Source organism: Arthrobacter glacialis (assembly GCF_002909445.1).
GTDB lineage: Bacteria > Actinomycetota > Actinomycetes > Actinomycetales > Micrococcaceae > Specibacter > Specibacter glacialis.
The window spans coordinates 132,199-153,074 of the sequence record NZ_PPXC01000009.1; the positions used below are offsets into that span (position 1 = coordinate 132,199).

Here is a 20,876-nt window from a genome sequence, read left to right on the forward strand (position 1 = left end):
GCGGATTGACACCGCCCTGTGAGCCGTGTCATAGTCTCCTTTATGAACTTGTCAGACAGCTGGACAGCAGGACAGGGACCGATTGTCCGGGTCAGTGCCGCCGAGGCCGTATTCAAAGCCATCCGCACTGCCATTGAGGACGGCGCCCTGCAGCTCGGCACCAAGCTCAGCAGCGAAACCGCCCTGGCCCAGCAGTACGGCGTGAGTCGCTCCGTGATCCGGGAGGCGCTGCGATCCTGCACCGCCCTGGGCCTGACCGAAACGCTCACCGGCAAAGGAACCTTTGTCATTGCCAACAGCGCCTCAAGCGACCTGATCCTGGGCAAATTCTCCGCGCGCAGCCTCATGGAGGCCCGCCCGCACATCGAAGTGCCGGCCGCCGAATTTGCCGCGACCCGCCGCACCGCCGAGCAGCTCGAGGAGATGCGCGGCATCCTGGCCCTCATGGCGGAGGAGGACGACCCCGAAATTTGGGTCAGCCTCGACGCCAGTTTCCACGCCGCCATTGCCAAGGCCAGCGGAAATGGCGTTTTTGAGCGTGTCATCAACGACATCCGGGACGCCATGGCCAAGCAATCCGAGACCATCAACTTGATCACCGGGCGCAAGAGCACCTCGGATGCCGAACACATCCTCATCCTGGACGCCATCGCCCACGGCAATTCCGCGGACGCCGGCCGCGCCATGGCCATCCACCTCACCGCCGTCGACGCCGCACTGAGCACCATCATGGGAGCAGAACAATCTTGAGCACCAACCCATTTCCCGCCCACGCACCGCTCGCCGTGCAGACCCGTGGCGACCTCATTGAAAGCGTCCACTTTGGTTCGCTCATTGCCCTGAAGAACGACGGCGGGAGCCTCCTCTCGCGCGGAGAGCCCGGCGCCCGCATGTACCCCCGATCGGCCCTGAAGCCGTTGATCGCCGTGGCCATGCTCCGGGCCGGCCTGGAGCTGTCCACCGAGCAGCTGGCCCTGGCCGCGGCAAGCCACTCCGGCGCAGAAAAGCACCAGGAAACGGCGGCCGCGATCCTTGCCAATGCCGGTCTTGTTGCGCAGGACCTGCGCAATTCCACAGACATTCCCTACGGCCCAACCGAACGCGAGCACTGGCTGCGTGCCGGCAACGGACCCACACAGCTGGCCCAGAACTGTTCCGGCAAGCACGCTGCCCTGCTGGCCACCTGCGTCCAAAATGGCTGGCCCATAGAGACCTACCTGCACCCGGAGCACCCGCTGACCGTCCTGATCCGCGAGGTGGTGGCGGAGCTGACCGGCGAAACGATTACGGCCATCAGCACCGATGGCTGCGGGACCGAGGTGTTTGGCCTGACCCTGACCGGCATGGCACGCGCCTTCGCCCGCCTGGTGACGGCGGCCCCAGGCACGCCCGAACGCCAGGTTGCCGACGCCATGCGCAGTCATCCGGAGATGGTGGCCGGCCGCGGTCGGGACGTCACCGCCTTGATGGAAGCAGTCCCCGGGCTGCTGGCCAAGGACGGCTTCGAGGGCATCCAGGTCATCGCCCTGGCGGACGGCAGCGCGTTGGCGCTGAAGATTTCCGACGGCGGCGACCGCGCCCGGATGCCGGCGGCCGTTCCGGCCCTGCTGGCACTGGGCGTTGAGCCAAACCTGTTGGCACCTTTCAACGAGCTGCCCGTGTACGGCGGCGGCCATCCCGTGGGCAACTTGCGGGGACTGCCGTTCGGTAGCTGACCACCAAAGACAGACCCCCAAAGACTCACCACCAAAGATTTTCCCGCACCATTACCATCCGTATTTTCGGCCCAATGAAGTGCCAGCATCAAGGAGAACCATGCCCCAGACAGAGCCCAACAACCCCGTATCCGATCCGCTGGCGTACCGCAGTGAACATGACCTGATCGGCGACCGCAACATCCCCGTGGACGCCTACTGGGGTGTGCACACGCTGCGTGCCGTGGAAAACTTCCCCATCACCGGGATTCCGCTGAGCACCAACACCCACCTGGTCAACGGGCTGGCCATGGTCAAGCAGGCGGCCGCCCAGGCCAACCACGAGCTGGGCCTGCTCGATGATGTCCGTGCCGGGGCCATCATCGCAGCATGCAAGGAGATCATTGCCGGGGCACTGCATGAGCAGTTCGTGGTGGACGTCATCCAGGGAGGTGCCGGGACGTCGTCGAACATGAACGCCAACGAGGTCATCGCCAACCGTGCCCTGGAAATCATGGGCCACAGCAAGGGCGAATACCAGTTCCTGCACCCGAACGACCATGTGAACCTGAGCCAGTCCACCAATGATGTATATCCGACGGCGGTCAACGTGGCCACCATTTTCGGGGCAAAGTCGCTAGTGATCGCCATGGAGTACCTGTGCGATGCCTTTGCCGTGAAGGCGGTGGAATTCCGCACCGTGGTGAAGATGGGCCGCACCCAACTGCAGGACGCGGTGCCCATGACTCTGGGCCAGGAATTCAACACCTACGCCGTCACCATGGGGGAGGACCGTGCGCGCCTGGCCGAATCCACCATGCTGGTCCATGAGATCAACCTCGGCGCCACAGCCATCGGTACCGGACTCAATGCCCCCATTGGGTACTCTGCACTGGCCTGCCGCCACCTGGCTGAGATTTCCGGGCTGCCGCTGACAACCTCCATCGACCTCATCGAAGCCACCTCCGACGTCGGCGCCTTTGTGCACCTCTCCGGCGTGCTCAAGCGGGTGGCCGTGAAGCTGTCCAAGATCTGCAACGACCTGCGTCTGCTCTCCTCCGGACCGCGTGCCGGCTTTGGGGAGATTACCTTGCCCGCCGTGCAGGCAGGATCCTCGATCATGCCTGGCAAGGTCAACCCCGTGATCCCGGAAGTCGTCAACCAGGTGGCCTATGAGGTCATCGGTAACGACGTCACCATCACCATGGCGGCCGAGGGCGGGCAGCTTCAGCTCAACGCCTTTGAGCCGATCATTGTGCACAGCCTGAACAAGAGCATGACCCACTTGGAGGCAGCCTGCATCACGCTGGCCGACAAGTGCATCCGCGGCATCACAGCCCACGAGGACAAGCTGCGGGCACAGGTGGAACACTCCATCGGACTTGTTACCGCGCTCACCCCGCGCCTGGGTTACACCACTTCCACCGCCATCGCCCTGGAAGCCTTGGCCACCGGCCGCGGCGTGGCGGAGCTGGTGCTGGAACATAAGTTGCTCACGGCTGAGCAACTTCAAGAATTACTGCGCCCGGAATATCTCGCCAACCTAGCTGACTGATACCGCCAACCGGCAATGACGCCAACCGGCAACGACGCAGGGGGCGGCGAAGCCACACGGCACAGACGAAAAGGATTTGCACCATGAACCACCAAGAAACAACCGACGTGTCTGACTTAGTTCAAGATGCCCCCGGCGCCTCGCTGACAGCGGAGGACGCCGGGCTGCACAAGGGCTTGAAAACCCGCCAAATCCAGATGATCGCCATTGGCGGGGCCATTGGGACGGGGCTGTTCATGGGTGCCGGCGGGCGTCTTGCCAGTGCTGGCCCCGGCCTCATGTTCAGCTACGCGATCTGCGGATTCTTTGCCTTCCTGATTTTGCGGGCCCTGGGCGAACTCATCATTCACCGCCCCAGCTCGGGTTCGTTTGTGTCCTATGCGCGGGAGTTCTTCGGGGAGAAGGCGGCCTTTGTCTCCGGCTGGCTCTACTGGCTCAACTGGGCCATGACAGCCATTGTGGACATCACCGCCGTGGCGCTCTACATGCACTTCTTCTCCAAATATGTGCCCTGGATGGGCACGGTGCCGCAGTGGATGTGGGCGCTGGCGGCACTGCTGTTGGTGTTGGGGCTGAACCTTGTCTCCGTGAAGGTCTTTGGCGAGATGGAGTTCTGGTTCGCGCTGATCAAAGTGGTTGCGCTGGTGACCTTCTTGCTGGTGGGCACCTACTTTGTCATCTTCGGCACCCCTGTGGCCGGGCAGGAAGTGGGCTTCAGCCTGATCGCGGACAATGGCGGGTTCTTCCCGAACGGGCTGCTGCCGGTGGTGGTGGTCATGCAGGGCGTGGTGTTTGCGTATGCGTCCATTGAGTTGATTGGCACCGCGGCCGGGGAGACGCAGAACCCGGAAAAGGTTATGCCCAAGGCCATTAACACTGTCATCATCCGGATTGCCGTCTTCTACGTCGGTTCCTTGATCCTTCTCTCACTGCTGCTGCCGTACACCGCTTACAAGGCGGGGGAGAGCCCCTTTGTCACCTTCTTCGGTTCCATAGGTGTTGAAGGCATTGACGCCATCATGAACCTTGTGGTGCTCACAGCCGCCATGTCATCCTTGAACGCCGGGCTGTACTCCACCGGCCGGATCCTGCGTTCCATGGCACTGGCCGGTTCGGCACCGAAGTTCACCGCCAAATTGAACAAAGCCGGCGTCCCTTATGGTGGCATCCTGCTCACCGCCGCCGTGGCCGGCCTGGGTGTCATCCTGAACGCCGTGGTCCCGTCCCAGGCCTTTGAAATTGTGCTGAACATGGCTGCCCTGGGCATCATCGCCTCCTGGGGCATGATTGTGCTGTGCCAGCTGGCCTTGTTCCGACTGGCCAAAAAGGGGAAGGCCATCCGGCCCTCCTTCCGCATGATCGGCGCCCCGTATACGGGCTACCTGACGCTCGCGTTCCTGCTGGCCGTGCTGGTGTTGATGGCGTTCGACAGCCCTGTGGGCACCTGGACCATTGGTTCGCTGGTGGTCATCATCCCGGCGCTCATCGTGGGCTGGTACCTCAGTCGCGGGCGGATCAATCAGATCGCGGCGGACCGCCACATCGACACCCACAGCCACCCGATGGGTGCGCACCATGGTGGGCCTCAGGCGGAAGACTAGCGTGCAGCGAGGGTGCCGGGAATATCCTCCGGCACCCCGAGGTTGACTCCATTAGATGCAAACGCATGAAGTGTTTGATTTCGCCAGGGAGTATAAGGAGTAGTTGTGCAACGTACTGTAGTGGTCATTTTTGCCGGTCTCGGAGTTCCGTCCTCCACCCGCATGCTGGCTGACCAGATGGGCGCTGAGGTCCAGACGCAGTTGGCTGCGCAGGGCATCACGGCTGTGCTGGACGTTATTGACCTGCGCGATTTCGCCACTGACATTGCCAACAACATGGTCACCGGGTACGCCGGCCCGGCCCTGAGCGATGTGGTGCAGCGGGTAGCCGCGGCGGACGCCATGATTGCGGTGACCCCCACCTTCAGCGCCTCCTACAGCGGCTTGTTCAAGTCGTTCTTTGACGTTTTGGACCCGAAATTCCTTGACGGCATGCCCGTGCTGTTCGGCGCCACGGGCGGTTCCTCGCGCCACTCGCTGGTGTTGGACATGGCCATCCGCCCACTGTTCAGCTACCTGCGCGCCAACACCATGGCAACGGCCGTCTACGCCTCACCCGAGGATTGGGGCAGTGCCGGGACGCAGTCGCTGGAACGCCGGATTGCCCAGGGTGCCGGAGAACTTGCCGCCGTTATGGCCCGGGTTTCACACGCAGGCACGACGCCGGCCGGCACGGACACGTCCGCCTCGCCGTCCACCGCGTCCCCGGCATTGGCGGGCGGCCCTGTTGTGGGGCACGGTGTTGGCCACGGAATTGTGGGGCACCGGGAAAAAAGGGCACAGCGCGAAACCTTTGACATGACCTCCCTGCCCTTCGAGCAACTGCTGGCCCAAACGCAGGCCCGCTAGCCTCGCAAGGAAGCAGCCCAGCCTTAGAAGATGGGTTGGACCGGCTTGCTGGTCAGTGGCGGCGGGTCCAGCTGATCGAGCACCACGCGCAGTGCCGTGCTGTAATCATCCGGGTGTATCTCGGGACTCGCGTGGCCTGTTTTGGGCACGTTGTAGGCAAAACGCGGGTTGCGGGGGAACAATGACTCCCAGCCCAGCGTGGCTGCTCGAGCGTTGACAATAAAGTCGCCCGGATCGTAAATCAGCCCGATGCCCGTGCTGCCGGGGACCCCGCCGTCGTACTGGGCAGGGAAGGACTGCAGGAACATTGCCTGGGTGGTGCTGAGGATGAGCGAGTTGCTTTCCAGGTCGAAGGACCGGGCAAGGCCGCTGCGCGCGGCTTGATACATGCCCTGGCCGTTGGGGTTGGAGAGCCCGCCAAACAGGCCCGCGCCCACACGACCCAGCAGACCCAGATACGGGACCACCCTGCCGGCCAGGGCAATGTACGCCTTGCCAGGATCCAGAATATCGAGCACATTGCTGGGGCTTGAACCCATCACCACCACGGGCACCGCAATGCCGTTCTGTGCCAGCAGTGATGCCAGAACGGCGGCCGCCATGCCGCCAAAGCTGTCGCCGTAAAAGTACACGGTGTTGATCTTGCGTGCATGCGCATCGCGCTGGATGGCAATGAAAAGCTGCGCAATGTCAATGCCCTCGTTGGAGTAGCCAATGTACGACGCCGGGGCGCGCTGGTTCATGGCCCCCTGCAGGGCCGCCAACTTCCGCCCGGCATCCCGGTGGCTGACCCTGAATCCGCCCAGCAGATACCAGGTCTTGCCCGAGAAACGTTGTGCGGCCGTCCTGTTTTCCTCATTGTCGGGGGTGGTGATGCGGTATTGGCTGCGCTCCGTCAGCAGATAGTCGGCGGCAATGTTGGCCTGGAATGCTGTGGTGATGGCCGCCGTGGCCAGCGTGGCCAGGACGATGCGCCGCGGAACATCAGGAATCTGGCGCGTTTTTCCGGCGGCGGGGGCGGGCCCTTCCGGCTCGCTGTCCCGCCGTACGGGCTGAACGTCTGTGCTGGTGCTCATGATGAATCACTGCCATTGTGCCACGCCTTCCCACCCAAGGTACGACGGCGGCACACACCATGGGTGCCGACCTCCCGGCCGGGAGTGCCGCCGGCTGGCTAACTCTCGATGGAGGCCACTATCTTGGCAATGTGGGCGGCCCGTTCCGCCACTGTCTCCGGCCGGCCCTTGATGCCTGGACGCTGCTGCCACGGTAGGGGGCCGGCGGACTGCCTGTATTCCACCCCTACTGCGTCCAGCCGGCTCAAGTGCGCCTCCAAACGCGTGGAGAAGCCCGGCAAATTCTTCTCAGGGGTGCTCCACAAAACCTCGGCCATGGCGCACAACCGCGGGAACGCCATGTAGTCCAGCATGCGGGGGGAGTCGATGTACTCGGTCCACAGGTTCGCTTGCCCGCCCAGAATGTGGTGCTCCGCCTCGGGGCTCAGCCCCGGCGGTACCGGGTTAAAACCGTACACGTCGGCTACGGTCAGGGGGATCGAAACCGGGATGGGCTCCGCTGCCAGCTCCGACTGCCTGTAGTCAAAGTACGCCAGATTGTCAGGGCAGCAGACAACGTCGTGGCCGCGCCGGGCAGCGCTCAAGGCACCTGTCATGCCGCGCCAGGAGGCAACTGTGGCCGTGGGTGCCAGGTCACCCTCAAGGATTTCATCCCAGCCAAAAATACGCCGCCCGCGGGCAGAAATGTGCTTGTCCATTTGAGCAATGAACCAGGTTTGCAGGTCTTCCACCCGGTCCAGCCCCAGCTCGGTCATGCGCTCCACCGAGCGAGGATCGGCGAGCCACTGGTCCTTGGGGCATTCGTCCCCGCCAATGCCAATGTATGTGCCGGGGAACAAGTCCATGATCTCGTCAAAGACGTTGTTGAAGAACCCCACGGTGGAATCCTCCACGTTCAGCACGTTGTAGTTGATGCCCCAACGCGTGTAAACCTCCATGGCATGTCCTTGCACGCCCAGTTCCGGGTAGGCGGCCAGGGCTGCCTGCACATGGCCTGGGGTTTCAATTTCCGGAACCACGTCAATGAAGCGGGCCGCGGCGTAGGCCACGATCTCGCGGATGTCGTCCTGGGTGTAGAAGCCGCCGTGGGGACGGCCGTCGGAGCCCGCATCGGTGCCGGCGTCCATCTGGGTTTCGCGGCGCCAGGCGCCGATCTGTGTCAGCTTGGGGTAGCGCAGGATCTCCACGCGCCAGCCTTGGTCGTCAGTGAGGTGCAGGTGCAGGGTATTGAGCTTGTGCATGGCCATGAGGTCGATGAACCGCAGAATCTCTCGTTTGGGCATGAAGTGGCGCACCACGTCCAGCATGGTGCCCCGCCACCCAAAACGGGGTTTGTCCGCCACGCGGCAGGCGGGCGCAGCCCACCGCACCCCGGCAACAGGAGCGGTGCGGAAAATGGCGGCAGGCAGCAGCTGCAGCAACGTCTGGCAGCCGTAAAAGACTCCCGCAGCATCGCCGCCGCGCACCTCAACCTTGCCGGGGGAGACCTCTAGTGTGTACTCCGCCTGGCCCAGCCCCGGGTCAAGGAGGAGGGAAATGTCGGCGTCGCCGGCGTCGAACATCAAGTGAAAACCCGTGGCCGGGCGAAGCGCGTTCTGTAGGCCGATCGCCACGGGTTCCAGTCCCGGCGTGCAGGAAAGCGTGGTGGCGGCGCTCAGCAGGAACTCACCGGCCGCGTGCTCTTCGTGGACGGGGAGGGGCAGCAGCGGCAGGGCGGTGAACGGCATGAGACGGTTCCTTCGTGGCTGGCGTGAGAAGTTCAATCGCTATTGCAATAGAGTATTTCATAATGCTCGTTGGATTGCTCCCAGAAAGGCCGGCACCATGCAACGCCTCGGAATCAACTCACCCAAGACCCTGCGCTGGTTGAATTCCAGAGCCCTGCTGGCTGCCTTGGTGGAAGCGGGCCGGCAGTACAGTGTCACGGAACTCGCGGGGAGGTTGGGGCTGACGCGGCCCACCGTGGAGGCCGCGCTGGTGGATTTGCTGGCCGAAGGCTGGGTGGGGGAGAGCAGCCCGGCGCCCACGCCCAACAAGGCCGGCCGCCGGGCACGGCTGTATCAGTTCCGTGCTGATGCCGGGTACCTGCTGGGGATCGACCTAGGGCCGCGGCAGGTCCATGCCATGCTGGCCACCCTGCAGGGAGAAACGGTGGCAAGCGTGCGCCATGGCGGGCTGGACATCGCCGCGGGGGCCGCCGCCGAATCCGCGGTGCAAAACACCGTGAGCGAAGTCCTTGCCCAGGCCGGCGTGCAGCCCTCGGCGGTGATTGCTGCCGTGATCGGGGTGCCGGGCATTGTCAGCCGCGGCGGGGAACTGGTGCATTCGGTGGTGGTGCCGGACTGGATTGCGAGCGGAACCATGGGCAACATTGCCACCTTCCTGCAACCGGCGGCGACGCATGTGGACAACGACGCGCGGCTGGCCACCACCGCCGAAGCGGCCGGTGGGGTGCTGGCTGGGATGGACAACGGAGTCCACGTGATCTTAGGGCAGCAGATGGGTGCCGGGTTGCTTGTTGACGGGAAGGTGATGCGGGGCCATCACGGTGCAGCGGGTGAAATTGGTGGACTGGGGAGTCTAGGTTGGGCCGCAGCGGCGGCTGCCCTGGCCAGCGCTGCAGGCACGGCTAACGCCGTCGACCCTGTTGGATCTGTCGTGGCGGGTGCCGCTCAGGGCGAAGGGTGGGCCGTTGCTGCCATCGAGGACTTTGCCAATGGTGTGGCGAACGGGATTGCGGCCCTTGCGCTGGCAATTGATCCGGAAGCCATCAGTGTGGGTGGGGACATGGCTGGTGCCGGGGAGCTGTTGGTGCGCCCGCTGCGGGCGGCTGTGGCACGCCTAGGCATGTTTGAACCGGAACTGCACATCTCGGCCGTGGGTGCCGATGCCGTGATGCTCGGTGCGGTGGCCCGTGCCCGTGACTCTTTCCACAACGATGTGTTGGAACTTTCAGCTGCGCTGCCACGGCGGCGGTTGTGAGTGGACGGATGGGGTCCGTTTGTAGCTGGGTATGTGCCGGGCGTCAACTAGACTAATGGGGTGAGTGAGTCCAGTCCTGAGCAACACCTTGAACCCCCGGTTGGAGCCAATGTCGGGGAACTGTTGGGGCGCCGCTACTCGGGGCTTGAATCTTCACAGCGGGCCATGGAACGGCATCGCCGCCTAATTGCCGCAGGCGTGGAAGTCTTTGGCACCCTGGGGTACTCCGGTGCCAAGATCAAGACCTTGTGCAAGAGCGCCGGTCTCAGCGAGAGATACTTCTACGAGTCCTTTGAGTCGCGCGAACACCTGCTTGGCACGGTGTTTAACCACTTGGACGCCCTGTTGACGGAACAAATAGCCGGCGCCCTCCAGGCCCCGGGTATGGATCTGTTGGCGTCAGCGCGGGCGGGCATGGAAGCGGTGGTTAACTTCATGCTCAACGACCCCCGCCATGCACGGATCATGTTGGTGGAGGTGGTGGGTGTTTCGCCCGAACTGGAAGCCAAACGCCACCAATCCATGAGTGATTTCGCCGACGAGTCGCTGCAGCTGCTGTTGCTGTTGAGCGGGATCGATCCCGTGCATGGGCAGGAACAGCTCACGGCAAGGCTGGGCGTTGTGGAGGCCGCGAGAATCTTCGAAGGTGCGCGGCTCACGGCCGTCTCCATGGTGGGCGGCGTCAACAACATGATGCTCGATGCCCTGCTGAGCGGGACCAGGCACGACACCGAGCGGATCAGCGACGTAGCTTTTCAGCTCATCTACAACGCTTCCCAGGGCGTTCGCGCAGTCGCCGAAAAACCGTAGCCCCCGCGGCCGCCTGCGCGGGTGGGTATTCGTGGGCACTGATACCAATTCCGCCAAGTGGGTGGCAATCCTATAGGGTTTGCCACATGAAGTCATCGAACGGATCTCACGCAGTCAACCGCCAAGTGTTGGCAGACCACGTCTATGACGAGATCTTGGAATCGTTGATGGATGGGCGACTAATGCCGGGTGACTCGGTCAGTATCGATGGAACTGCCCGTGCCCTGGAGGTCTCACCCACGCCCGTACGGGAAGCGTTGGCACGGTTGGAACACACCGGGCTGGTGCAACGCGTGGCGCTCAAGGGCTACAAGGTGGCGCCTGTGTCGACGGCGGAGGAACTGGCCCAGTTGATGGAAGCCAGGCTGGTCATCGAACCCGTCAACACAAGGCTGACCAGCGAAAGGATGACGGAGCAGACGATGGCTGCTCTGGAACAATCCATCCATGACCTGGAAACAGCGCCGCGGGGCCCATCTTTCGCGGAGTTTCGGGACTATTTTGATGCCGATGAGCGCTTTCACCGGCTGATCGCCGAGAATGCCGGGAACCCCTTTTTACTTGCGGCCTACAACGCCCTGGGTGGCCAGGTGCAACGCTTTCGATTGTTCAGTGGCGTGGGCATCACTGACGCCAATCATGCGATCTCGGAGCACCACGCGATTTTCGACGCGCTCCGCGCCGGTGACGCGGTTGAAGCGGCAGCCAAGATGACCGAGCATGTCTCCAATGTCCGCGCCCGAGCGATGGCTGACGCACCCGAAGCCTAAACGCGCCCGAAGCCTAAAAATGCAGCCCGCCATGTGACGTTCCATGGCGGGCTTTGCTGTGCCACGGCGGAGCTGGCCCTCACCGGCCCTCACGAAAAAGAATTGTGACGCGGCCGTGACGCTGGCGCCCAGCTCTAGCCCGGAAATGGGCTTTTGATGGCTTTCAAGGCCCCGGAATCCGCAGATTGGCCCGGATTTTTCCAGGCCGGGGCAGCCACCACCGTCCGCTCTGACGCGTCCAACTGAACGGATTCAACGCACTCAACAACCTCCGAGACTGTGACGCTTGACATATCCGCCGCTCTTCACGATAGTAGATCCTATAGGAAACAGGATTCATCACAAGGGAGTGAAAGACATGGCTTACACAGCAGAAAACTGGCCCATCACCGCGGCCCTGCTGCAGTTCCCGGGCACCAGCACCGCCGGCGTACACATCAACGATGCGCAGTCCTCGGCCTGGGTCGACGTGTTCCAAGAGGTCAAGGATGCTGGTTTTGCCAACGCCGACCTCACCGACAGTTGGGTACGCCCCGGCGATCTGAGCGAATCCCGTCTGACGGAATTCAAGGCAGCAGCTGACCACGTGGGCATCGGCATTCCGGTCATCTCCGCGATTCGTCGCAGCGTCATCGACGAGGCCAACTGGGAAGACAACCTGGCCTACAGCCACCGCACCATCGACGCCGCAGCCGCCTTGGGCTGTGAAGTGGTGTCCTTCGGCCTCCACCAGGCACTGACTGCTGAGCAGCAGAAGCAGCTGTGGTTCTGGACAGTCCAAGGACACGTGGACCCGGTGGGCGATACTGACACCTGGAACAAGGCCGTGACCCGCCTCCGCGAACTCGGTCAGCATGCAGCCGACGCCGGCCTGCTCCTGTCCTTGGAGTTGTACGAGGACACCTACCTGGGGACCGCAGACTCCTCGGTACAGCTGGTCCAGGACATCGATCTGGCCAACGTTGGGCTGAACCCGGACATTGGAAACCTCATCCGCCTGCACCGTCCCATTGAGGACTGGCGTGAAGTAGTGGCCAAGACCCTGCCGTACGCGAACTACTGGCACGTCAAAAACTACATTCGCGATGAAAACGTGGCCCGCGGCAACTACACAGCCATGCCGGCACCCATGGAAAGCGGCCTGATCAGCTACCGCGAAGCCTTTAAGGTGGCCCTTTCGGTGGGCTACCAGGGCATCATCTGCACGGAGCACTACGGCGGAGACGGTCTTAGCGTCACGGCCAGCAACCAGGAATACCTCCGTTCACAGGTATTGCCGAAAACCGAGGATTACGTTCTGGGCACCAGCCAGGTGGCCCAAGGCCGTCAGCTTCCCTTGGCGTCCTCGGCCCAGTCATCCACAGCACTGCTCAACGCCTAGGGCCAAGAAGGAATCATGACTTCGATATTCGACAATCCGGCAGAATTTGCTGACGACGCCCTCGACGGCTTCGTTGCCGCAAACCGGAACTACGTCGCCAGGGTGGATGGCGGCGTGGTTCGCTCCACCGAGATGAACCCGGGACAAGTTTCCCTCGTTGTTGGTGGAGGATCCGGCCACTACCCGGCGTTCGCTGGCCTGGTGGGGGCGGGCCTCGCTGCCGGATCGGCCTGCGGCAACATGTTTGCCTCCCCGTCCGCCGGGCAGGTGTATCGGGTGGCCAAGGCCGCCGCCATGAACGGTGGCGTCCTGCTCAGCTACGGCAACTATGCCGGTGACGTCCTGCATTTTGGTCAGGCTCAGGTGCGGCTCAACGCTGAGGGCATTGAAACTCGCACCGTGCTGGTGACGGATGACATTGCCAGCGCGCCCATCGATGAGTGGGAAAAGCGCCGCGGCATTGCCGGAGACTTGACAGTCTTCAAGATTGCCGGTGCCGCCGCTGAAGCGGGCCTGAACCTTGACGACGTCGAACGTCTGGCCATCAAGACCAACTACCGGACGCGTTCACTGGGCGTGGCGTTTGATGGCTGCACCCTGCCCGGTGCGGATGAGGCGCTCTTCCATGTTCCCGCCGGAAAGATGGCCTTGGGGCTGGGTATCCACGGGGAGCCTGGTATCTCCGAACACCCCATGCCGACGGCGTCCGAGCTGGCGGAACTGCTGGTTTCGCGGCTGCTGGCCGACAAGCCCGACGACGCTGGCACTGAAGTTGTCGCCATCGTCAATGGGTTGGGAACCGTCAAATATGACGAGCTCTTCCTCCTCTTTGGCAAGGTGGAGAAGCTCCTGAGTGTTGCAGGGTTGAGCGTTGTGGAGCCCGAATGTGGCGAATTGGTAACAAGCCTTGACATGTCCGGGCTGTCCCTAACCCTGCTGTGGCTTGATGAAGAGCTCAAGGAATACTGGGCCGCACCGGCTGACACGCCGGCCTTCCGCAAGGGTAATTTGGCTCCCCGTGCCCAGCGCAACGTGGCCGAGGAAGTCCAGGCTGAAGCCGCCGAAATGGAAACCCCGACGCCGGCAGCCGCCGAGTTGGGCCTGCATGCAGTGACAGCTGTTTCGGCCATCCGCGATGTGGTGATGGAACACGAAGAAGCATTGGGGAACCTGGACGCCATTGCCGGCGACGGCGACCACGGGATCGGCATGCGCCGTGGCGTTGACGCCGCCAACGCGGCGGCACAAAAGACGGCCACTCTTGAGGGCGGCGCTTCGGTTGCCGCCGTGCTGACCGCCGCCGGTGAGGCGTGGTCCGAAAAGGCGGGCGGAACCTCCGGTGCACTGTGGGGAACGGCCTTTATCGCCGCCGCAACCGCACTGGGGAACAGGGATTCCTACTCCAGCAAGGATGCCGCCGTCGCCGTGGGAGCTTTCGCGGACGCCATCACCACCCTCGGCAAGGCCGAACCGGGGGACAAGACCATGGTGGATGCCATCCTGCCGTTCCGAGACGCCTTCATCGCATCCCTTGATTCCGGAACATCGGTGGTGGAAGCACTCAAGGGCGCCGCCGTCGTCTCCCAGGAGGCGGCCAACGCCACGTCAGCACTACGTCCCTTGAAGGGCCGCGCCCGGCCCCTGGCAGAAAAAAGCCTTGGACACCCCGATCCTGGCGCCATCTCCTTCGGCCTGATTGTGGAGCGGTTGGGTCAACACCTTGACAACGAACTAATGGAAAGTGGGACGCGAGCATGAGCGCCACGCAAGCAACTGGTTACCGGATTGTCGTCGGAAACGATGAGGCCGGCGTCGAATACAAGAACGCATTCTTAGCACTCCTTGAGGCTGATCCCCGTGTCCATTCTGTGGTGGATATTGGGGTGGGAAGCAACGATTCCCGGGCCTACCCGCACGTTGCCGTTGATGCGGCACGTAAGGTTGCTGACGGAGAAGCTGACCGGGCGCTGTTGGTTTGTGGCACCGGCCTGGGGGTCGCCATTGCTGCAAACAAGGTGCCGGGAATCCGTGCTGTCACAGCACATGACAGCTATTCCGTGGAGCGGTCTGTGCTCAGCAACAACGCCCAGGTGCTCACCATGGGCCAGCGCGTCATCGGTTTGGAACTGGCCAAGAAACTGGTCACCGAATGGCTGTCCTACACCTTTGATGAAGAATCGGCGTCGGCGGAAAAAGTCGAAGCAATCTGTTCCTACGAACCCACTTACACGAAAGCAGTCTGATCATGAGCAACAACGTAGAAAACACCGAAAAGCAGCTGCAGTTCGCCGTCGTGGGTTCAGGATACATGGGCGGCGGAATCGCCCAGGTTCTGGCACTGGGTGGTGCCCGCGTGGCACTCGCTGATGTCTCGGCCGAAATTGCAGCCAAGAACTACGAGCGCCTGCTGGTTGAGTCGGATCAGTTCGTGGCCGACGGTTTGTTCCCCGAAGGTGCCACCGAGACTCTGCGCAAGAACCTATGGGCCGCCCAGGACATTGAGGAAGCTGTCGCCAACGCGGACTTCATCGAAGAGGCCGTCCCGGAAGTGCTCGCCATCAAGCATGCAACGCTGGCACGCATCAGTGCCGCCGCCCGGCCCGACGCCATCATCGGCTCCAACACCTCCACGATCTCCATCGCCGAACTGGCCGAGCCCGTGATCAACCCGGAACGCTTCCTTGGCGTTCACTTCTCCAACCCCTCGCCGTTCATTCCCGGCGTGGAAATCATCCCTCACGCTGAGACCTCCAGTGCCACCGTTGGTGCCGCGCGTGACATGGTCCACTCAACGGGCAAGCAGACCGCCGTCGTCAAGGACGTCACTGGTTTTGTCCTGAACCGGCTCCAGTATGCGCTGTTCCATGAGGCTGCGCAGTTGGTCGAGCAGGGGATTGCCACCGCCGACGACGTCGATACCCTGGTCCGCACGACCTTCGGTTTCCGCTTGCCTTTCTTTGGCCCCTTCGCCATTGCCGACATGGCCGGGTTGGATGTTTACGACTTCTGCTACAAGTCCCTGCAGACCGGATTCCCGGAGCGCTTTGCCACGCCGAAGATCCTTACTGACCTGGTCGACGCCGGGAAGCTGGGTACCAAGACTGGCGCCGGCTTCCTGAACGTCCCGGCCGAGCGGACGGCCGAACTCATCGCGTACCGCAACAAGGCCTACGTTGCGATGTCGGCGTTGCTCGAAGACCTCGGCCCCGCTCCCATTCACTAACTGGCACTCCGGCACAACAAATTCTTAGGAGCAACCATGTCTGAAACCGCAGTAAAGTTCCCCGCAGAACGCACCGCCATTGTCACCGGTGCCGTCTCCGAACGCGGCATCGGCCGGGCCACCGTGAATTATCTGGCCGAAAACGGCTGGAACATTGGCATCATTGATCTCGACGACGCCGCCTGCAAGAGCGTTGCCGCTTCCGTCGCTGCCGAGTTCGGGGTCAAGGCTCACGGCGTTGGCGCCAACATTGGTGATGAAGCCTCCGTTCGCAGCGCCATTGACGAGCTGGAGGAAGAGCTGCCGCAGATTGTTGCGCTGGCCAATGTTGCCGGCGTCAGCTCGCCCGTCGGGTACCTGGAATTGGAACCAGCCGAATGGGACCGCGTGATTGGCATCAACCTCAACGGCGTCCACTACGCCACCCGTCGCGTCGCCGAAACCATGGTGAAGAATCGGATCGGCCGGATCGTGAACATCTCCTCCGTTTCGGCACAGCGTGGGGGCGGGACATTCTCCAAGACGCCCTACTCCGTTGCTAAAGCTGGCGTCATTGGATTGACCCGTTCCACCGCCCGCGAGTTGGGCCCGTATGACATTACTGTCAACGCCATCTCTCCGGGCCCCATTGATACCGACATCATGGGCGGAACACTTTCGCCCGAACGCAAGGACGACCTGGTCAAGGACCTGGTCGTCAACCGGGTGGGAACCACCCGCGACATCGCCACAGCCATCCACTTCTTGATCAGCGAGGACACCGGATACATCTCCGGGCAGACGCTGAATGTGGATGGCGGCCTGTACATGCACTAGGAGAGCACATGAATAACGAGAACTCTACCAAGTGGAGCATGGCACGCAAGTTATACCTCTTAGTCGGAATCGTCATCTGTGGCGTCGCCATCGTCATGATGACCTACCCGCGCTAACCAAGCCCATCGGCGTGCATGTCAGTACGCGTCAGAGACGAAGTTTTCAAGGTTTTGACTCAATGAGGAGTTCCCCATGACTGTTGAACTAAAGCAAGAAAAGAAGGCGCTGGAATCACCGGCCCTGAAATCAGCAATTTCCAAGGCGACCTTCCGGCTCATGCCGATGCTCGTCATCCTTTACATTGTCGCTTTCCTGGACCGCACCAATGTTGGCTTCGCAGAAGCTGCACTGGAGGCCGATCGGGGCATCTCCTCCGGAGCATATGCTCTAGGCGCCGGTATCTTCTTCATCGGTTACGCGATCTTTGAGATCCCCAGCAACTTGATGATGAAGAAGGTTGGCGCAAAATTCTGGCTGGCCCGCATCGCCATCACCTGGGGCATCGTCTCCGCCTGCTTCGCCTTCGTCCAGGGCGACGCTTCATTCATTGCCCTGCGCTTCCTGCTCGGTGTGACCGAGGCCGGGTTGTTCCCTGGCGTCATCATGTACCTGGCCGAATGGTTCCCCAACAAGCACCGCGTGAAGATGTTCGCCATCTTCTACCTGGCCCAGCCGTTCTCGCAGGTCATCGGGTCGCCGCTCTCGGGATGGCTCATCAACATTGGTGACAAAGTCCCCGGTGTCCACGGCTGGCAGGTCATGTTCTTCGTTGAAGGGTCCCTGGCGATCATCGCCGGTATCTTTGCGTTCTTCCTTCTCATCGACGGGCCACAAAAGGCTAAATGGCTCCGTCAGGATGAGAAGGACGCGCTCACGGAAGCCATGAATCAAGAAGACACCATCAAGAAGGAATCCGGGCCCTCAGGTGTCCGGGCGGCTTTGACCAACGGCCGTGTTTGGTACTTCACCATCATTTACTTCTGCCTGCAGATTGCCGTCTACGGGGTGACCTTCTACCTTCCGCAACAGGTCGCGCAGCTCACCGGCCAAAAAGTGGGCATGGCTGTTGGTCTGCTCGCGGCAGTGCCGTGGTTCTTTGGAATGTTTGCCTGCATCCTCATCGGCAGGTACGCCACGACGGTTATTCGACGTCGGGTGCTTGGGACCTGGCTGTTCGTCTCCACCGGCCTGTGCATTATCGGGTCGGCGTGGGCCGGGGCCAACAACCTGCCGGCGATGGGCATTATTTTCATCACCTTGGCTGTGTGCAGCTTCCTGGCCATTGGCCCCATCACGTGGTCATACCCGACGGCGTTCCTCACGGGAACGGCCGCCGCAGCAGGCATCGGCCTCATCAACTCCCTGGGCAATCTGGGTGGTTTCGTGGCACCGATCATGCGTAACAGCATCAATGAAACGTTTGCCTCCGAATCTGGCGCCATGGGAATTGTTGCCTTGGGCATACTGCCATTCGTGGCGGCGCTGATGATGTGGGGCACCCGCCGTTTCAAGAGCAAGGCTGATGACCTACTCGAGAAGTAGATCGCAGCAACCAGTTTCGTGAAAGTAGAAATATTGTGACGCAATACAGTCCCGCAGACTCCACTCACCAAGTGACACCTTTGTACGTCGGCGTCAGTACCAAGATGTACATGGGCTACGCCGAGAGCCAGCGCTGGTTGCGGGCAGTGCGTCACGAAGTTGACACCCGTCCGGCTCTGGCAGCCGGGCGGGTGGTCCCGTTTGTCATCCCGTCGTTCCCGGTCTTGCCTGCCGCGGCGGAAATTATCTCCGGTTCGGCCCTGGTTCTCGGTGCGCAGAACGCTGGGTGGGATGACGGTCCGTGGACGGGTGAGGTGGCGCCGTCGATGCTCGCCGAGCTGGGGGTCACCTTGGTGGAACTCGGGCATGCCGAGCGCCGTCGGCACTTTCATGAAGACAACGCAATGGTGGCCAGAAAGGTCACGGCTGCGTTGGCCGCAGGGATCAAGCCGCTGCTCTGCGTCGGGGAGCTAGAACGCGCGGAGCCTGCGGACGCTGCGGCGGTTGTGTACGAGCAAATTGCCGCAGCAAGTGACGATTGGGATGCGGCGGCCTCAATGATCATCGCCTACGAGCCAGTGTGGGCGATCGGCGCTGAAGAACCGGCACAGGCCGCGTATATTTCTGCTGTGGTTCAGGCCCTGCGGACTCTTTTGGGCCGGCATGGGTTGGGGTCGCTGCCCATCATTTATGGTGGTTCGGCCAAGCCCGGACTTCTGCCCGAGTTGGCCCATGTATCGGGGCTGTTCCTTGGCCGGTTTGCTCACGACGCAAAGAACTTTGGTGCAGTCCTGGATGAGGCGCTCGCGGCTGCGGAGTCAACGCCCGCCCGGCCGTGATGTTGAACGATCATCAGCTGGCGGTCTCGGATGCTCAACACCGCCAACAATGTTCGTTCGCGGCGGCGGTTGTGAGTGGACGGATGGGGTCCGTTTGTAGCTGGGTATGTGCCGGGCGTCAACTAGACTAATGGGGTGAGTGAGTCCAGTCCTGAGCAACACCTTGAACCCCCGGTTGGAGCCAATGTCGGGGAACTGTTGGGGCGCCGCTACTCGGGGCTTGAATCTTCACAGCGGGCCATGGAACGGCATCGCCGCCTAATTGCCGCAGGCGTGGAAGTCTTTGGCACCCTGGGGTACTCCGGTGCCAAGATCAAGACCTTGTGCAAGAGCGCCGGTCTCAGCGAGAGATACTTCTACGAGTCCTTTGAGTCGCGCGAACACCTGCTTGGCACGGTGTTTAACCACTTGGACGCCCTGTTGACGGAACAAATAGCCGGCGCCCTCCAGGCCCCGGGTATGGATCTGTTGGCGTCAGCGCGGGCGGGCATGGAAGCGGTGGTTAACTTCATGCTCAACGACCCCCGCCATGCACGGATCATGTTGGTGGAGGTGGTGGGTGTTTCGCCCGAACTGGAAGCCAAACGCCACCAATCCATGAGTGATTTCGCCGACGAGTCGCTGCAGCTGCTGTTGCTGTTGAGCGGGATCGATCCCGTGCATGGGCAGGAACAGCTCACGGCAAGGCTGGGCGTTGTGGAGGCCGCGAGAATCTTCGAAGGTGCGCGGCTCACGGCCGTCTCCATGGTGGGCGGCGTCAACAACATGATGCTCGATGCCCTGCTGAGCGGGACCAGGCACGACACCGAGCGGATCAGCGACGTAGCTTTTCAGCTCATCTACAACGCTTCCCAGGGCGTTCGCGCAGTCGCCGAAAAACCGTAGCCCCCGCGGCCGCCTGCAGGCAGGCATCGATGGTTACGCCATTGTGTCAACGCGCCAACGCACCGTCTAGGCGGCATCCGGCTGAGGTGGCACCATGGGAGGATGCAAGAATTTTGGCAGTTTGCTGGCAGCTATTGGTGGTTGGCCTTTCCCCTCGCCGGAATTGTGGGCGGCTGGGGCAGGTCCTGGTCCAAGTCCGGTGAGCGGCGGCACGAGCGCAAAATAGAACTGTACAAGTTGGCGCATCCGGAGGTGGCCGGTCTGGACGTTTCCGCCACCAAAGCCGCTGCGATGGTGTCTGCCTATGAGGAGCCCGCGCCCCAGGGATATTCGACCGCGGACGTAGCCAAGCTGATGGCTGACCACGACGCCGTCAACAGGCGGTGGCTGGACTACGAGCTGGACGTGGGCAAGCTGATTGACTTCCCCATGATGAGCGATGTCCGCGAACCCCTGACCGTGGCATTTCTGAGGGCCAAGCGCGACGCCGATGCCTTGCGTCCGATCGCTGCCACCGACGTGGCGGCCAAGAGCCGCTGGGACGACTACCGGAATGCCGTCAACGCCTTTGCCGTGTCCTTTGATGTGGCAGAAAGGGAAGCTCACAGGATCAAGGACACCTCGTTCAGCGATGTAGACCGGCAACGACTGGGCACGGCCAAGAAGCTCGTCAAGATTGCTGAAGACGAGGCCGCCAGCCCGGCCGAGCGCCAAACAGCCTACAAGCGGGCCCGCAAGGAACTGGACGGGCTCATTGTCCTGCCCGATGTTTCGGTGGCCGCGTTGGAGAAAAAAGTGGCCCGCATGCTCGGTGGCGCACAATAACGAAGCGGCCACCGCCGAGGAATGTGGC

The 20,876-nt window shown here is 62.3% G+C and carries 19 protein-coding genes; 17 read left to right on the forward strand and 2 right to left on the reverse strand.

Annotated elements, in window-relative coordinates; translation table 11 throughout:
• Positions 1-42 precede the first annotated feature (42 nt).
• The 5 genes from CVS27_RS12855 (at position 43) to CVS27_RS12875 (ending at position 5,699) form a co-directional block, all read left to right on the forward strand.
• Positions 43-750: a FadR/GntR family transcriptional regulator gene (locus CVS27_RS12855; RefSeq protein ID WP_103466138.1), complete on the forward strand. Its 708-nt coding sequence runs from the start codon at positions 43-45 to the stop codon at positions 748-750.
• Positions 747-1,715: an asparaginase gene (locus tag CVS27_RS12860; protein ID WP_103466139.1), complete on the forward strand. Its 969-nt coding sequence runs from the start codon at positions 747-749 to the stop codon at positions 1,713-1,715. Before CVS27_RS12855 ends, CVS27_RS12860 begins: the two co-directional genes overlap by 4 nt.
• Positions 1,716-1,815: 100 nt before the next feature.
• A complete protein-coding gene (locus tag CVS27_RS12865; protein ID WP_103466140.1) occupies positions 1,816-3,249 on the forward strand; it encodes an aspartate ammonia-lyase in 1,434 nt (477 codons plus the stop codon).
• An 83-nt stretch (positions 3,250-3,332) separates the two neighbouring features.
• On the forward strand, positions 3,333-4,850 hold the full coding sequence (locus CVS27_RS12870) for an amino acid permease (protein WP_103466141.1): 1,518 nt from the start codon (positions 3,333-3,335) through the stop codon (positions 4,848-4,850).
• A gap of 105 nt (positions 4,851-4,955) precedes the next feature.
• Positions 4,956-5,699: a CE1759 family FMN reductase gene (locus tag CVS27_RS12875; protein ID WP_243400174.1), complete on the forward strand. Its 744-nt coding sequence runs from the start codon at positions 4,956-4,958 to the stop codon at positions 5,697-5,699.
• Positions 5,700-5,722: 23 nt separating this feature from the next.
• On the opposite strand, the gene CVS27_RS12880 is transcribed toward CVS27_RS12875, so the two are convergent.
• The gene (locus tag CVS27_RS12880) at positions 5,723-6,775 is read right to left on the reverse strand and encodes a hypothetical protein (protein WP_103466142.1); all 1,053 of its coding nucleotides are present in this window, start codon (positions 6,773-6,775) and stop codon (positions 5,723-5,725) included.
• A 98-nt stretch (positions 6,776-6,873) separates the two neighbouring features.
• The gene (locus CVS27_RS12885) at positions 6,874-8,502 is read right to left on the reverse strand and encodes a beta-N-acetylhexosaminidase (protein WP_103466143.1); all 1,629 of its coding nucleotides are present in this window, start codon (positions 8,500-8,502) and stop codon (positions 6,874-6,876) included.
• Between the two features lie 97 nt (positions 8,503-8,599).
• Here CVS27_RS12885 and CVS27_RS12890 point away from each other — a divergent pair, with 97 nt between their 5' ends.
• From CVS27_RS12890 to CVS27_RS12945, 12 genes are all read left to right on the forward strand, one after another.
• Positions 8,600-9,757: an ROK family transcriptional regulator gene (locus CVS27_RS12890; RefSeq protein ID WP_165788304.1), complete on the forward strand. Its 1,158-nt coding sequence runs from the start codon at positions 8,600-8,602 to the stop codon at positions 9,755-9,757.
• 60 nt (positions 9,758-9,817) lie between these two features.
• Positions 9,818-10,567, forward strand: a complete 750-nt coding sequence (locus tag CVS27_RS12895) for a TetR/AcrR family transcriptional regulator (protein ID WP_133162930.1) — start codon at positions 9,818-9,820, stop codon at positions 10,565-10,567.
• Between the two features lie 86 nt (positions 10,568-10,653).
• A complete protein-coding gene (locus CVS27_RS12900) occupies positions 10,654-11,337 on the forward strand; it encodes a GntR family transcriptional regulator (protein ID WP_103466146.1) in 684 nt (227 codons plus the stop codon).
• Positions 11,338-11,695: 358 nt separating this feature from the next.
• Complete coding sequence (locus CVS27_RS12905) at positions 11,696-12,718, forward strand: sugar phosphate isomerase/epimerase family protein (protein ID WP_103466147.1); 1,023 nt, start codon at positions 11,696-11,698, stop codon at positions 12,716-12,718.
• 15 nt (positions 12,719-12,733) lie between these two features.
• Positions 12,734-14,476 carry a dihydroxyacetone kinase subunit DhaL gene (dhaL, locus tag CVS27_RS12910; RefSeq protein WP_103466148.1) on the forward strand — a complete coding sequence of 581 codons (1,743 nt, stop codon included), beginning with the start codon at positions 12,734-12,736 and terminating at the stop codon, positions 14,474-14,476.
• On the forward strand, positions 14,473-14,961 hold the full coding sequence (locus CVS27_RS12915) for a ribose-5-phosphate isomerase (protein ID WP_103466149.1): 489 nt from the start codon (positions 14,473-14,475) through the stop codon (positions 14,959-14,961). Before dhaL ends, CVS27_RS12915 begins: the two co-directional genes overlap by 4 nt.
• A gap of 2 nt (positions 14,962-14,963) precedes the next feature.
• On the forward strand, positions 14,964-15,941 hold the full coding sequence (locus tag CVS27_RS12920) for a 3-hydroxyacyl-CoA dehydrogenase family protein (RefSeq protein WP_103466150.1): 978 nt from the start codon (positions 14,964-14,966) through the stop codon (positions 15,939-15,941).
• A gap of 36 nt (positions 15,942-15,977) precedes the next feature.
• Complete coding sequence (locus CVS27_RS12925) at positions 15,978-16,757, forward strand: SDR family NAD(P)-dependent oxidoreductase (protein WP_103466151.1); 780 nt, start codon at positions 15,978-15,980, stop codon at positions 16,755-16,757.
• Between the two features lie 192 nt (positions 16,758-16,949).
• Positions 16,950-18,299 carry an MFS transporter gene (locus CVS27_RS12930; protein WP_103466152.1) on the forward strand — a complete coding sequence of 450 codons (1,350 nt, stop codon included), beginning with the start codon at positions 16,950-16,952 and terminating at the stop codon, positions 18,297-18,299.
• Positions 18,300-18,370: 71 nt separating this feature from the next.
• Positions 18,371-19,138 carry a triose-phosphate isomerase family protein gene (locus tag CVS27_RS12935; protein ID WP_279325116.1) on the forward strand — a complete coding sequence of 256 codons (768 nt, stop codon included), beginning with the start codon at positions 18,371-18,373 and terminating at the stop codon, positions 19,136-19,138.
• A gap of 135 nt (positions 19,139-19,273) precedes the next feature.
• Positions 19,274-20,023: a TetR/AcrR family transcriptional regulator gene (locus CVS27_RS12940; protein WP_133162930.1), complete on the forward strand. Its 750-nt coding sequence runs from the start codon at positions 19,274-19,276 to the stop codon at positions 20,021-20,023.
• Positions 20,024-20,125: 102 nt separating this feature from the next.
• Positions 20,126-20,848, forward strand: a complete 723-nt coding sequence (locus tag CVS27_RS12945; protein ID WP_103466153.1) for a hypothetical protein — start codon at positions 20,126-20,128, stop codon at positions 20,846-20,848.
• Positions 20,849-20,876 lie beyond the last annotated feature (28 nt).